General features: G+C 72.1%; 12 protein-coding genes. 2 read left to right on the top strand and 10 right to left on the bottom strand.

Annotated elements, in window-relative coordinates:
• Positions 1 to 195 precede the first annotated feature (195 nt).
• From ALA01S_RS15750 to ALA01S_RS15720, 7 genes are read right to left on the bottom strand one after another with little or no spacing between them, the layout of a single operon-like run.
• Positions 196 to 1,032, bottom strand: a complete 837-nt coding sequence (locus ALA01S_RS15750; RefSeq protein WP_066337963.1) for a fumarylacetoacetate hydrolase family protein — start codon at positions 1,030 to 1,032, stop codon at positions 196 to 198.
• Positions 1,033 to 1,042: 10 nt separating this feature from the next.
• Positions 1,043 to 1,744 (bottom strand): GntR family transcriptional regulator, encoded by a 702-nt coding sequence (locus tag ALA01S_RS15745; protein WP_066337962.1) that lies wholly within the window; start codon positions 1,742 to 1,744, stop codon positions 1,043 to 1,045.
• 59 nt (positions 1,745 to 1,803) lie between these two features.
• Positions 1,804 to 2,556: an aspartate/glutamate racemase family protein gene (locus tag ALA01S_RS15740; RefSeq protein WP_066337960.1), complete on the bottom strand. Its 753-nt coding sequence runs from the start codon at positions 2,554 to 2,556 to the stop codon at positions 1,804 to 1,806.
• Positions 2,557 to 2,588: 32 nt separating this feature from the next.
• On the bottom strand, positions 2,589 to 4,019 hold the full coding sequence (gene hydA / locus ALA01S_RS15735; protein ID WP_066337958.1) for a dihydropyrimidinase: 1,431 nt from the start codon (positions 4,017 to 4,019) through the stop codon (positions 2,589 to 2,591).
• Positions 4,020 to 4,059: 40 nt separating this feature from the next.
• Complete coding sequence (locus tag ALA01S_RS15730) at positions 4,060 to 4,803, bottom strand: maleate cis-trans isomerase family protein (protein ID WP_066337956.1); 744 nt, start codon at positions 4,801 to 4,803, stop codon at positions 4,060 to 4,062.
• 30 nt (positions 4,804 to 4,833) lie between these two features.
• Positions 4,834 to 6,003: a serine hydrolase domain-containing protein gene (locus ALA01S_RS15725; RefSeq protein WP_084267614.1), complete on the bottom strand. Its 1,170-nt coding sequence runs from the start codon at positions 6,001 to 6,003 to the stop codon at positions 4,834 to 4,836.
• 16 nt (positions 6,004 to 6,019) lie between these two features.
• Positions 6,020 to 7,324 carry an MFS transporter gene (locus tag ALA01S_RS15720; protein ID WP_066337954.1) on the bottom strand — a complete coding sequence of 435 codons (1,305 nt, stop codon included), beginning with the start codon at positions 7,322 to 7,324 and terminating at the stop codon, positions 6,020 to 6,022.
• A 265-nt stretch (positions 7,325 to 7,589) separates the two neighbouring features.
• Here ALA01S_RS15720 and ALA01S_RS15715 point away from each other — a divergent pair, with 265 nt between their 5' ends.
• Complete coding sequence (locus tag ALA01S_RS15715; RefSeq protein WP_238455821.1) at positions 7,590 to 8,579, top strand: 2-dehydropantoate 2-reductase; 990 nt, start codon at positions 7,590 to 7,592, stop codon at positions 8,577 to 8,579.
• Positions 8,580 to 8,632: 53 nt separating this feature from the next.
• Here ALA01S_RS15715 and ALA01S_RS15710 read toward each other — a convergent pair whose 3' ends face one another.
• A complete protein-coding gene (locus tag ALA01S_RS15710; protein WP_066337953.1) occupies positions 8,633 to 9,595 on the bottom strand; it encodes a Bug family tripartite tricarboxylate transporter substrate binding protein in 963 nt (320 codons plus the stop codon).
• 171 nt (positions 9,596 to 9,766) lie between these two features.
• Here ALA01S_RS15710 and ALA01S_RS15705 point away from each other — a divergent pair, with 171 nt between their 5' ends.
• A complete protein-coding gene (locus ALA01S_RS15705) occupies positions 9,767 to 10,252 on the top strand; it encodes a DUF3237 domain-containing protein (protein ID WP_066337952.1) in 486 nt (161 codons plus the stop codon).
• A 3-nt stretch (positions 10,253 to 10,255) separates the two neighbouring features.
• On the opposite strand, the gene ALA01S_RS15700 is transcribed toward ALA01S_RS15705, so the two are convergent.
• Positions 10,256 to 11,086, bottom strand: coding sequence for a helix-turn-helix transcriptional regulator (locus ALA01S_RS15700; protein WP_066337950.1), 831 nt, complete (start codon positions 11,084 to 11,086; stop codon positions 10,256 to 10,258).
• A gap of 67 nt (positions 11,087 to 11,153) precedes the next feature.
• On the bottom strand, positions 11,154 to 12,872 hold the full coding sequence (locus ALA01S_RS15695; protein WP_066337948.1) for an acyl-CoA dehydrogenase family protein: 1,719 nt from the start codon (positions 12,870 to 12,872) through the stop codon (positions 11,154 to 11,156).
• Positions 12,873 to 13,031 lie beyond the last annotated feature (159 nt).

Here is a 13,031-nt window from a genome sequence, read left to right as displayed (position 1 = left end):
GCCTTATGCCGTCCATTCCTGCCGTCCGCACCGCGCGGCACTTACCCCCCGCTGCTGTGGATAACTCTGTGGTGTACCTGCAGGCGGCGGCGCCAAGTGATTGATTTCACAGGCGTTGACTCGCCGTGCCTCAAAAAGAGGCAATTTGGGGCTTGAACGCTGCTGCGGCGGCAGCCGCGGGCCGCGCCGGGGGCTTCAGGCCACGCGCTGGCGCTGCGTGCCCAGCACTGCGCCGTCCAGGGTGAGCACGTCGCCCCGGTGCAGGTAGCGCGGCGGCTGGCGGCCCATGCCCACGCCGGCGGGCGTGCCGGTGAGCACCACATCGCCGGGCTGCAGCGTCATGAAGCTGCTGAGGTAGGCCACGAGGTGGGCGACGGGAAAGATCATGTCGGCCGTGCTGCCGCGCTGCATCACCGTGCCGTTGAGCGCGAGTTGCAGCGGCAGGGCTTGCGGGTCGGGGATCTCGTCGCAAGTCACCAGCCAGGGCCCAAGCGGGCCGAAGCCGTCGAAACTCTTGCCCTTGGTCCATTGGCCGTTGCGGCGCAGTTGCCAGTCGCGCTCGGACACGTCGTTGGCCAGGCAGTAGCCGGCCACGTGCGACAGGGCCTGCGACGCCGGCACCCGGCGCGCGGCCGTGCCCATCACCACGGCCAGCTCGATCTCCCAGTCGGTGGCCGTGGAGCCTGGCGGCAGCGGCAGCTCGTCGTTTGGACCGGCCAGGGCCGTGACGGCCTTGTTGAACACGATGGGTTCCGTGGGCGCCTCCAGAGCGGCTTCGCGGGCGTGGTCGCGGTAGTTCAGGCCTATGGCGATGCACTGGCGCACGCCGCCCACGGGCGGCCCAAGCCGCGTGTCGGCGGGCAGCAGCGGCATGCGCTCCAGGTCTATGGCGGCCAGGGCGCGCAGCTTGTCCGGGGACAGCCATTGGGGCGTGATGTCCTCCACCAGCAGCGAGAGGTCGCGCGGGCGGCCCTGGCCGTCCAGCGCACCGGCGCGCTCGGCGCCGGGCGGCCCGTGGCGCAGCAGCTTCATGGCGCGGCCCTCACGCGAAGATGCTTTCGAGGTCCGCCTCGCCCGCGCTGCCGCCCAAGTTGAGGCTGCTCTCGATGTGGTCGAGATGGTGCAGCATCAACGACTGCGCGGACTCCACGTCGCCGCGCTTGACCGCGGCCACGATCTCCTCGTGCTCGTCGGCGCGGCAGCTCGTGGCGGTGGGCGCGTCGTAGAGCGAGATGATCAGGCAGGTCAGCGTGGAGAGCTCGCGCATGGTGCGCGCCAGGGCCGAGTTGCCGGCCAGCTCGGCCAGCAGCGTGTGGAATTCGCCCGACAGGCGGACGATGGCGCGCTTGTCCTCGCGGCGGCGGGCGTCGGCTTCCTGGTCGAGGTGGCGGCGCAACCGCTGCAGCTTCACGTCGTCCAGCGTCGCCACCAGGCGGCGCAGCACGCCGGGCTCTATGAGGCGGCGGGCCTCGAACACGTCCTGCGCCTGCTCTATGGTGGGCTTGGCGACGAAGGCGCCGCGCTGCGGAACCAGCTCCACCACCTGCTCGTGCGCCAGCCGCGCCAGCACCTCGCGGATCTTGGCGCGGCTGGTGCCGAAGATGGTGGCCAGCCGGTCTTCGCCCAGCTTGGTGCCGGGCACCAGCCGGTGCTCCAGGATGGCCGCCGAGATTTTTTCAACGATCTCGTCGAAGGTGTGTTCGCGGCCGGCGGCCTCGGCGCGCGCAGTGGCTTTGGATGGCATCACGTCGGATTTTAGGGACGGTGTTGAGGGGGGGCTCGCGCAGTCCCGGCAAACGAGCTTCACGGGCGGTGGCTGCCGGCCAGCAGCCGCGCCAGGGCCTCGCTCAGGCCCTGGTTGGGTTTGACGGGCGGCGGCGCGAAGCTGCCGCGGCGCGCGGGCACCGGGGCCAGCGACACCAGGCTTTGCGCGTGGTTCACGGCGCTGGAGACGCCGTCGACCACCGGCACGGGAATGCGCTGCCGGATCGTGCGCGCCAGCCCGGCCAGCGGCGCACCGGCGATGATGATGACGTCCGCGCCGTCGTCCTCCACGGCCGAGCGGCACAGCGCCTGCAGCCGCTCGGCGTGGTCCTCCTGCACCGTGGCGATGTCGCGCAGCGGCTGGTCCAGGCTGCGGATGCTGGCCAGCCTGTCCAGCAGCCCGTTGGCCTGCACCGTCTCGCGGTACCAGGCCTGTATGCGCGCGGAGATGGCGATGATGGAAAAGCGCTGGCCCAGCATGCAGGCGCTCATGAGCGCCGCCTCGGTCAGGCCCACCACGGGAATGTCCAGCGCCTCGCGCAGGCCCGCCAGGCCCGGGTCGCCGAAGGCGGCCACCACGATGGCGTCGTGCTCGCGCCAGTGCTCGGCCGCCAGCGTGGCCGCGGCGTAGGCGCCAATGAGGGCCTCGAAGCGCGTTTCGATGTAGGCCACGCCCAGCGGCGCGGTGAGCACGCGCACCTCGGTGCCGGGCGCGGCGGCGCGCCTGGCCTCGGCCTCTATGAGGTCCGAGACGCTCTGGGACGTGTTGGGGTTGATGAGCAGGAGCTTCATGGCGGTGTCCTTGGCTGGAGGCACGGCGGCGCTCAGGCCGCGGCGCTGCGCTTGGGCAGCAGGCTTGGGCGGTCGCGGCGCAGGAAGCGGCCGGCGCCGGGGCGGGGGTGGAACTGCCGGCCGTCCCAGACCACGTCGCCGCCGGCCAGGGTGAGCGCGGGCCAGGCCTGCAACTCCATGCCCTCGTAGGGCGTGTAGTCCACGGCGTGGTGCAGTTGCGTGTTGGTGAGGGTGCGCGGCGACTCGTCCCACACCACCAGGTCGGCGTCGGCGCCCACGGCGATGGTGCCCTTGCGCGGGTGCAGCCCGTAGGCCTTGGCGGGGTTGGTGGAGGTCAGCTCCACGAAGCGGTTGATGGTGATGCGCCCCTCCAGCACGCCCTTGGAGTACAGCAGCGGCAGCCGCGTCTCTATGCCCGGAATGCCGTTGGGAATGTGGCGGAAGGCCACCTCCTCGCCGCCGGGCTTCTTGCCCTGCGTGCCCTCGTAGCTGAAGGGCGCGTGGTCGGAGGAAAAGATGGTGAACAGCCCGTCGGCCAGGCCGCGCCAGATCACGTCCTGGTTGGCGCGGTTGCGCGGCGGCGGGCTGCACACGCAGCGCGCGCCCAGGTAGTTGTCGTCCAGCCCCAGGTCCTCGGCGGTGAGGAAGAGGTATTGCGGGCAGGTCTCGGCGAAGACGTTGAGCCCCTGCGCGCGAGCCCAGCGGATCTGCTCCACCGCCTCGCGGCCGGAGACGTGGACGATCATGATGGGCACGTCCACCAGCTCCGACAGCGCGATGGCGCGGTGCGTGGCCTCGCGCTCCACCAGCAGCGGCCGCGCGTGGGCGTGGAAGCGCGGCGCGGTGCGGCCGCTGGCCTCCAGCCGCTTGCTCAGCCACTCGATGCAGTCGGCGTTCTCCGCATGGATCATGGCCATGGCGTCGTGCCGGCGCGCCACCTCCAGCACGTCCAGGATCTGGCCGTCGTCGAGCTTGAGGTCGTCGTAGGTCATGTAGATCTTGAACGAGGTGTAGCCCTCGGCGATGAGCCGCGGCAGCTCCTCGTTCAAGACCTGCGGCGTGGGGTCGCTCACGATGAGGTGGAAGGCGTGGTCCACGTGGGCGCGGCCTTCGGCGCGGTGGTGGTAGTCCTGCACCGCGGCCAGCAGCGACTGGCCCTTTTGTTGCGCGGCAAACGGGATCACGGTGGTGGTGCCGCCGCAGGCCGCGGCGCGGGTGCCGCTGTCGAAGTCGTCGGCCATGCGCACGGGCGCTTCCATGGGCTGGTCGAGGTGGCAGTGCGCGTCCACGCCGCCGGGCGTGACCCAGCGGTGGGCGGCGTCCAGCTCGCGTGCGCCGGGCGGCAGCGCCAGGCCCAGCTGCACGATGCGCCCGTCGCGCACGGCGATGTCGGCCTCGAAGCAGTCGCTGGCCGTGGCGATGCGCGCGTTGCGAATCACCAGATCAAAGGCTTGGGAATCCATGGTCTTGGCTCTTGAAAAAGGGCAAGCGTTGGGCACCGCGTCAGGCGGCGCCGTGGCGCGGCGACTCGTCGAAGAGGCTGCCCCAGCCCCGCAGCGCGCGCGTGTCGGCGCCGGCCATGCGCAGCGCCTTCCACACCACGGTGGAGACGGTGTCGTACAGCGGCACGCCGGTGCGCTCCTCCAGCGTGCTGGCCAGTTGCGCCGCGCGCAGGTTGGTGCAGAAGGTGGTGATGGCGTCGGGCTTGTCGCGCGCCACCTCGCACACCAGCTCCGTGAGCGTCTGCGGCGACACCTCGGCGAAGCGGAAGTTGACGTGCAGGTCCAGGTGGCGCTCGGCCACGCACTGGATGCCCCGCGCCGCGTAGTTGGCGACGATGCGCTGCTGCACCTCGGCCACGTAGGGCGTCACCAGGCCGAGCGTGCGCGCGCCGCGCAGTTGCAGCGCCTCGTTGAGCGCCAGCACCGAGGTGGTGGCGGGGATGCCGGTGGCCTCGGCGATGCGGCTGCACAGCCGCTCGTCGGCCTCGAAGCCCAGCCAGCCGGCGGAGGTGCCGCTCCAGCAGATCACGTCCACCCGCGCGTCGGCCAGCAGCCGCGCGGCTTCGAGGATCTTGCTGTCGTCGAACTGGCGCAGCGCCGCGTCGCGCAGCGAGATCTCGGTGACGGGAAAGCGCGCGAAGTGCGCCGAGGCGCCGGGCACGCGCGAGACCATCTCGCTGGTCAGCGGCTCCAGGGCGGTGTTGGAGGAGGGGGTGAGCACCCCGATGCGGTAGCGTTGGTTCATGGTGAGCTGTTGCGTTGGCAATGGCGGGGCTTACAGCCGCGGCGTGTCGGTCGGGTCGGCGCTGGTGCCGGGCTCGGTGGGCGCCTGGCGCGCCAGGTCGAGCTCGCGCTGCAGCGCGTTGGCGTCGGCGCCGTCCTGCGCGCCGCGCTCGATGGCGGGCAGCACGTAGTCGTTGACGACGCTTCTGAAGGTCTTGACGTTGTCGGCGTCGCGCAGGCCGCCGGCGATGGAGAGCATGCTCGTCATCACCACCACCGTCCTGCGCTGCGGCAGCACCGCGATGAACTGGCCCTTGAAGCCCATGGCGTCCACCTCGGGCTCGCCGCGCACGATGTGGTTGACCCACCAGTAGTAGCCGAAGTCCGGCGCCGCGTGCGGCGTCGTCATCTGCTGGATCCACGCCTGCGGGACGAGCTGCCGCCCCTGCCAGCGGCCCTGGTCCAGCACCAGCTGGCCGATCTTGGCCATGTCCATGGGGCGCAGGCGCAGGCCCCAGCCTGACGAGACCAGCCCGGTGTCGTCCGCACGCTCCCAGGCGGCGTTGACCATGCCCAGGGGCTCGAACAGTGCGCGGCGGGCGTACTGCTCGACGGGCATGCCGGCGCCGGCGCTGAGCATGGCCGCGGCGATGACGGGGTTGATGTCGGTGTACTCGAAGCTGCGCCCGGGCGCCTCCTTCTGGCGCGTGCCGGCCGCCAGCGCCAGGCGGTCCGGCGCACCGTAGTAGATGGGATCGTCCTTGGGCTTGAAGTCGTAGTGCAGCCCGCTGGACATGGACAGCACGTGGCGCAGCGTCACCTCGCGCTTGTCGGCGAAGCCCGCCGCCAGGGGCGGGCGCCAGCGGCCGACCACGTCGGCCGCCTTGTCGTCCAGCGACAGCTGGCCGTCGCGCACGAGCATGCCCGCCAGCAGCGAGCTCACGCTCTTGGTGATGGAGTAGAGCTCGTAGTTGTGGCCGCGCTGGAGGTGGTCGCCGTAGCGCTCGAAGACGAGCTTGCCGTCCTTGACCACGAGCAGGCTGCGCACGGCCAGCTTGTCGCGGCGCAGCCACTGCGACAGGTCCACCAGCTTGGCGGAGTCCATGCCGACGGCTTCGGGCGCCGCGGCGGGAAAGTCCACCGGGTTGGTTTGCGCCCGCGGCGCCGTGGCGGCCAGGCCCAGGCCGAACGCCAGGGCGGCTTGCAGGAAGAGGGGTTTCATCGTCGTGCCTCCTGGTTCAGACCGGAATCTTCTTGCTGTAGTCGATCAGCAGCGTCGAGCACACGAACAGGCCCGCGCCGGCCGCCGCGAACAGCATGAGCGCCATGAAGTAGGAGCCCGTGGCCTGCACGATGAGGCCCACGATGATGGGCACGCCGATGCCGGCGCAGTTGCCGCCCAGGTTCATGGTGCCGCCCAGGAAGCCCACGCGGTCGCGCGTGCCCAGGATGGACGGCACGCACCAGAACAGGCCGCACCAGCGCAGGAAGAACAGCGTCACCGACAGCAGCGCCACCACGGCCACCGGGTCCTTGATCTGCGCCACCATGTAGATGGAGACGGTCGCAACCACCGAGGCGATGCCGAACAGCGTGCGCAGCACCTTGCTCTGCGAGGCGCCGGCGGCGCGCCACTTGTCGGCGATCCAGCCGCCGAACATCTCGCCCACGAAGCCCGAGAAGAACATGATGAACACGGCGCCGCCCATCTGCTTGATGTCGAAGCCGTGCACCTTGGCGAGGTAGTTGGGCATCCAGGTCAGCAGCCCGTAGAACAGGGCGTTGAAGCACATCCAGCCGAAGAACATGCCCCACACCGAGCGGTAGCGGAAAAAGTCGAGCACGCGGCCGCTGGTGGCCTTGGGCGCATTGGCGGCATCTTCGGCGTGGGACGCCTCGATGTAGCGGGCCTCGGCCTCGTTCACGCCGGGATGCTCGCGCGGGTGGTTGCGGATGTAGCTCCAGGCGAAGAAGCCGGCCACCACGGTGCCGACGCCGGCGATGACGAAGGCCAGCCGCCACGAGCCCAGCGCCGCGATCAGCCCCGAGATCAGGATGGCCCCCAGCGCCGCGCCCAGCGGCGCGCCGCCGTCCAGCAGCGTGGCGCCGCGGCCGCGTTCGTTCTGCGTCATCCAGATGCCGTTGAGCTTGCCGCCCGCCGGGTAGATGGGCGCCTCGGCCGCGCCCAGGCCCAGCCGCGTCACCAGCAGGCTGACCCAGCCCGTGCACACCGCGGCGATGGCCTGGAAGAAGCCCCAGCCCAGCGTGGCGCCGGCAATGGCCACGCGCGGGCCGAAGCGGTCGGCCAGCATGCCGCCGGGAATCTGCATAAGGGCATAGGTCCAGAAGAAGGAGCTCAGCAGCAGGCCTTGCGTGGCCGGGCCGATGTCGAACTCCTTGGCGATCAGCGGCATGGCCACCGACAGCGAGGCGCGGTCGATGTAGTTGATCGAGATGAGAAACAACATCATCAAGAAGATCTTCCAGCGCACCTTGGTGGGCTGCAGCGCTGGGTTGGCGATTGCCGCCGTGGGGGCTTGCATCGTTCGTCTCCGGTGGTTTGGGCGCGTGCCGGCGGGGGTTCGTACCGGGGTGGCCGCGCACTGGTCTTGAAAGGCAGGCGGCCCGTGCCCACTGCAAGTGTCCGGACGTCGACACAGGCCGTGGCTGAAATCTAGGTGCTGTCGACAAAAGTGTCAAAAGTATTGTCGACAAAAATGTCGACGATCAAGGTAAATACCTAGGCCTGCGGTGCCGGCGCGTTTGCGGCCGGTATAAGCACGCCCTGGGACGGACCAGCAGGAGGCCATGGAGATGAGGAAGGTGTGCATCGTGGGCGCGGGCGCCATAGGCGGCCTGATCGGGGCGCGGCTGGCGGCGGCGGGCGAGGTGGAGGTGAGCGCGCTGGCGCGCGGCGCGACGCTGCAGGCGCTGCGCACGCACGGCTGGCGGCTGCAGACCGCCCTTGGCGCCGTGACGGGCCCGGCGCGGGCCAGCGAGGCCGCGGCCGAGCTGGGCGAGCAGGACCTGGTGGTGATCGCCGTGAAGGGCCCGGCGCTGACCGGGGTTGCGCGCGGGCTGGCGCCGCTGCTGGGCCCGCGCACGCTGGTGCTGCCGGCCATGAACGGCGTGCCCTGGTGGTTCTGCCAGGGCTGGCCGGGATTCGAGGAGCCGCTGCGCAGCGTGGACCCGGGCGGCGTGGTCGCCCGCGCCATTCCCTTCGATCAGGTCCTGGGCTGCGTGGTGCACGCCAGCACCTTCACCAGCGAGCCGGGGCTGGTGGTGCACCGCATGGGCGACGGGCTCATCGTGGGCGAGCCCCGGGGCGGGCGCAGCGAGCGCGCCGAGGGCGTGGTGCAACTGCTCGCGCGCGCCGGCTTCAACGCCACGCACTCGGCCGACGTGCGCTTTGACGCCTGGTTCAAGCTCTGGGGCAACCTGACCATGAACCCGGTGAGCGCGCTCACCGGCGCCACCGTGGACCGCGTGTTGGCCGATGCGCTGGTGCGCGACTTCTGCTCCGCGGCCATGCGCGAGGCGGCGGCCATAGGCGAGCGGCTGGGCTGCGCCGTCGCCCAAAGCCCCGAGGACCGCCACGCCGTCACGGCCAGGCTGGGGGCCGTCAAGACGTCCATGCTGCAGGACGTGGAGGCCGGCCGCGCGCTGGAGCTGGACGCCATTGTGGGCGCCGTGCACGAGATGGGCCAGCGCCTGGGGGTGCCCACGCCCAACGTGGGCGCGCTGCTGGGCCTCACGCGGCTGTTTGGGCGGGTGCGGGGGCTGTACCCGCAGGCGTGAGGCCGTTCAGGGAAAGCGCAGGAGCGCCAGCCGCAGCCCTGCGCGGCGGCGCCTCAGTCCGCCTTGAAGCCGCTGGCCTTGACGATGCCGGCCCAGCGCTGCGTTTCCGCCCTGACCACGCGCTCGGTGTCCGTGCGCGTGAGGCCGGTGACGGTGAAGCCCGCCTCCTGCAGCTTCTGGCGCACCTGCGGCGCCTGGACGGCGGCCACGGCCTGGCGGCCCAGTTGATCGGCCACGGCCGCAGGCGTGCCCGCCGGGACGAACAGCGCGAACCAGGCCGAGAAGTCCAGCTTGGGCCAGCCCGCCTCGGCAAAGGTGGCGACGTCCGGCAGCAGCGGCGAGCGCACCGCGGCGGTGGTGGCCAGCGCGCGCAGCTTGCCGCCCTTGACCTGGGGCACGGCCAGCGCCGTGGAGACGAAGGCGGCCTGCACGTCGCCGGCCACCAGCGCCGTGATGGCGTCGCCCGTGGCGCGGTAGTGCACGGGCTCTATGCGCAGTTGCGCCTGCTCGGCCAGCAGCTCGGCGCCGAAGTGGCCCGGCGTACCGGCGCCGAAGGTGGCGAAGTTCACCCGGTCGCCGGCCGACTTGGCCTTGGCGGCGGCGAGAAAGCCTTTCAAATCCTGCGCGGGCGAGCCGGCGGGCACGACCAGGACGAAGTCCGAGCGCACCACCTCGGCCACCGGCAGCAGCTCGCGCGCCGGGTCGTAGGGCAGCTTGCTGTAGGCCGCCGGGGCGATGGCGATGGAGCCCACCTCGCCCAACAGCACCGTGCTGCCGTCGGCCGCGCTCTTGGCCACGGCCTGCGTGGCGATCTGCCCGCCCGCGCCGGCGCGGTTGTCGATGACCACGGGCTGCTTCATCACTTCGCCCAACTGCTGGCCCAAGGTGCGGGCCAGCACGTCGGGGCCGGTGCCGGGCGGAAAGCCCACGACGAGTTTCAGCGGGCTTTGCGCGGCCGCCCCCAGCGGGGGCAGGGCCAGCGCGCCCAGGCTCAGCATCAGGTGGCGGCGGCGCATGGCGGGTGTCTCCGGGTCTTCTTGATGTGCGCCAGTGTGTTGGGCGGGCGGCGGTAGGGCTGTCATCCCAGAGGACGACAGGAAAGGCCCGCCTGTCATCCTCTGGGTGGACTGCCGGCGGGCAGCGCCTGCGCCAGCATGGCGCACCGCACCAGACACCCCGCCACCCCCATGTCCCAGCCCGCCGATGTCTCCTTCCCCAGCGCCCCGGCGCTGACGCCGCTGTGCCGCATCACCTGCGAGGTGGATGCGCTGGTGAGCCTGGGCCCCGCGCCGGGCGGCGAGCGCCGCTACGTACCGCTGGGCGGCGGCACGGTGCGGGGGCCGGAGATGAACGGCGAGCTGGTGCCCGGCGGCGTGGACTGGCAGGTGCTGCGCGCCGACGGCGTGCTGCAGATCGCCGCGCACTACGTGCTGCGCCTGGACGACGGCAGCCTGGTGGAAGTGCAAAGCGACGGGCTGCGCCATGGCCCGGCGGAGGTGATGGCGCGGCTGGCAAGCGGCGAGGCCGTGGCGCCGCACGAATATTTCTTTCGCACCCTCGTGCGCTTCACCACCGGCGCGCCGGCTTGGGCGCACCTGAACAAGACCATGGCCATCGCCGTGGGCCAGCGCGCGGCGCGGCGCGTGGTGCTGGACTTGTATCGGCTGGCTTGAGGCTCAGGCAGCGGCTGCGGCCATGAAGGCGGCGAACAGCTCGCTCTTGAAACGCATGTCCAGCCGCTCGAAGGCCCGCGCGCGGTAGGTCTTGACGGTGGCCAGGCTCAGGCCCAGGTCGGCGGCGATGCCGTCGTAGGTCATGCCGCGCAGCAGCCGCTCCAGCACGTCCAGCTCGCGCGGGGTGAGGGCGTCGCAGCGCCGGCGCAGGGCCTCGCGGTGCGTGGGCGCGGCGGCGGGCGCGGGCAGGGCGGCGAAAGGGCCGTCCGCCACCGCCTGCTCGCCCTGCCACGACGCATGCCGCGCCACGGCGGCCAGCAGCAGCGGGGCGATCCGGCCGAAGCGGGCGACGTGGTCGCCCGTGAAGCCCGCATGTGGCGCGTGGCGGTAGAGGTTGACGGCCAGCAGCGAGCCGTCGGCTTCCAGCCGCGCCACGGACAGCCGCTCGGCCATGCCGTGGCGCAGGTAGATGGCTTGGCGGTGGTCGGCGCTGGGCGCCTCGTCGGCGTGCATGCGCAGCATCACGGCGCGCTGGGCGCCGCCTTGGGCGCGCACGGCGTCGAAGCTGCGGTCGCGCCGGTACAGGCCTGCGTCGCGGTAGATGGCGAAGCATTCGCCCGTGCTGTCGGGCACGCCGCGGCTGGCGGCACAGTGCAGCCGGGGTGCGCGGCGCGGATGCAGCCGGTACACGGCCCAGGAGGCGGCGCCCACCGCCTCGTCCAGCCCGGCCAGGGTGTCGGCGGCAAAGCTGGGCCGGCCCACGGCGGCGACCGCGCGTGCCAGCGCCGCCTCGGCCGGGTCCAGGGCCGTGTCCTTGAGCGTCCATGCCTGCATGGCGGGTCTCCTTGCGCGCCGGTGGATCAACGCCGCGGGGCCGGCGGCGGGCCGTTGGCGTTTGGGCTCAGAAGTCGCCGGCCCCGTCGGCCGCGCCCGCGGCCAGCGCCAGCGTATCCGCTGCCGCGCGCGGGTCGCGGCGCAGGGCGTCCAGTTGCGCCAGCAACGCGTCCAGCTCCGGCAGCAATTGCGTGAAGTACACGGCCGCCGTGGCCTGCTTGCGGCGGGTGAAGGCGGCCTCGCCGTCATGCGCGGCCGCGTCGTCGGCGCGGGCCCACAGCGCACCCAGCAGCGCCAGGCCGCAGCCGCGCAGCGCGGCCGGGGCCACGAGGCCGGCGGGGGCGTCGGCGTCCATCACGGCGCGCAGGCTGGACAGCAGCCGCTCGGCCGCCGCCGCGGCGGGCGCGGCCCAGGGCGACGCCACGCCTTCCAGCAGCCGGTCGAGCAACCCGGCCAGCGCCTGGGCGTGGTCCGGCAGCAGCCGGCGCTGCCACAGGTCCAGCGCCTGGATCTCGTTGGTGCCCTCGTAGAGCAGGGACACGCGCAGGTCGCGCAGGCGTTGTTCGACGCCCCATTCCGACACGTAGCCATGCCCGCCGAACACCTGCAGCGCGTCGCTGACGGAAGTGAAGCCTTGGGCGGTGAGCAGCGCCTTGACGATGGGGGTGAGCAGCGACGCTTCGCGCAGCGCGTGCTCGCGCTCGGCGGGCTCGGGGTGGGCGTGGGCCTCGTCCAGCCGCAGGGCGGTCCACAGCGCCAGCATGCGGCCGCCCTCGGTCCAGGCGCGGGTGTGGGCCAGCAGGCGCTGCACGGGGGCGTGGCGCAGGATGGGCGCGCCGCCCTGGGCGCGGTCCAGCGCGTAGCTCTGTGCCTGGGCGAGCGCCGCCGCGGCGGCGCCCACGCCTTGCAGGCCGACGTTGATGCGGGCGGCGTTCATCATCACGAACATGGCGTTCAGGCCCCGGCCCGCCTCGCCCACGCGCCAGCCCGCGGCGCCGTCGAAGCGCAGCACGCAGGTCGGGCTGGCGTGCAGGCCCATCTTCTCTTCGATGCGCTCCACCACCACGGCGTTGCGGGTGCCGTCCGGCAGCCACTTGGGCACCAGGAAGAGGCTCAGGCCGCGCGAGCCGGGCGCGGCGTCCGGCAGCCGCGCCAGGACGAGGTGAACGATCTGGTGGGTGAGGTCGTGGTCGCCGCCGGAAATGAAGATCTTGGTGCCTTCCACGCGCACGCTGCCGTCGTCGTGGGGCGTGGCGCGGGTGCGGCAGCCGCCCAAGTCGCTGCCGGCCTGCGGCTCGGTCAGGGCCATGGTCACCAGGCTGCGCCCGGCGGCGATGTCGGCGAGGTAGCGGTCCTTGAGCTCCGGGCTGCCGTGGGCGCGCAGGCAGGCATAGCCGCCGTGCAGGATGCCGAAGTACATGCCCCAGCCCGGGTTGGTGGCGCTCACGGCCTCGTGCAGCACGGCGTCCACCACGTGGGGCAGGCCCTGGCCGCCGTCCTCGGGGTGGCAGGCCAGCAGCGGCCAGCCGGCTTCCACGAACTCGCTCCAGGCCCAGGCGAAGCCGGTGGGCGCGCGCACGTTGCCGCCTTCGAGGTGGCAGCCCTCGCGGTCGCCCGCGGCGTTGAGCGGCGCGAGCAGCCCGTTGCAGAACTCGTGGGCGGCCTCGGCGACCTGGGAGATGAGGTCGGCGTCCACCTCGGCATAAGGCGGCAGCGCCGCCAGTGCGGCTGGGGCCTGCAGCAGGTGCTGCAGGACGAAGCGGGTGTCGCGAAGGGCGTCGGTCACGGTGGGTCCTGGAGGGGTTGGAAGAGGTGTAGAGACAGGAGAGGGCAGTCCTGAGAAGACGGGTTGGATGTCGTCTGCCGTCAGCAAGGGCGCTTCGCCCTCTGCCCCGTCATGCCCGCTTTCGCGGGCACGACGGACGAGGGTGCGAAGCGCCTTCGC

Source organism: Azohydromonas lata NBRC 102462 (assembly GCF_001571085.1).
GTDB classification, from domain to species: Bacteria; Pseudomonadota; Gammaproteobacteria; order Burkholderiales; family Burkholderiaceae_C; genus Azohydromonas; species Azohydromonas lata.
This window is presented reverse-complemented; position numbering and strand designations above follow the sequence as displayed.

Coding starts and splice junctions, on each gene's coding strand:
- ALA01S_RS15740 (WP_066337960.1), bottom strand. CDS start 2,556: ATGAAGCTCCTGCTCATCAACCCCAACACGTCCCAGAGCGTCTCGGAC.
- ALA01S_RS15745 (WP_066337962.1), bottom strand. CDS start 1,744: ATGCCATCCAAAGCCACTGCGCGCGCCGAGGCCGCCGGCCGCGAACAC.
- ALA01S_RS15750 (WP_066337963.1), bottom strand. CDS start 1,032: ATGAAGCTGCTGCGCCACGGGCCGCCCGGCGCCGAGCGCGCCGGTGCG.
- ALA01S_RS15705 (WP_066337952.1), top strand. CDS start 9,767: ATGTCCCAGCCCGCCGATGTCTCCTTCCCCAGCGCCCCGGCGCTGACG.
- ALA01S_RS15720 (WP_066337954.1), bottom strand. CDS start 7,324: ATGCAAGCCCCCACGGCGGCAATCGCCAACCCAGCGCTGCAGCCCACC.
- ALA01S_RS15725 (WP_084267614.1), bottom strand. CDS start 6,003: ATGAAACCCCTCTTCCTGCAAGCCGCCCTGGCGTTCGGCCTGGGCCTG.
- ALA01S_RS15730 (WP_066337956.1), bottom strand. CDS start 4,803: ATGAACCAACGCTACCGCATCGGGGTGCTCACCCCCTCCTCCAACACC.
- hydA (WP_066337958.1), bottom strand. CDS start 4,019: ATGGATTCCCAAGCCTTTGATCTGGTGATTCGCAACGCGCGCATCGCC.
- ALA01S_RS15715 (WP_238455821.1), top strand. CDS start 7,590: ATGGAGATGAGGAAGGTGTGCATCGTGGGCGCGGGCGCCATAGGCGGC.
- ALA01S_RS15710 (WP_066337953.1), bottom strand. CDS start 9,595: ATGCGCCGCCGCCACCTGATGCTGAGCCTGGGCGCGCTGGCCCTGCCC.
- ALA01S_RS15700 (WP_066337950.1), bottom strand. CDS start 11,086: ATGCAGGCATGGACGCTCAAGGACACGGCCCTGGACCCGGCCGAGGCG.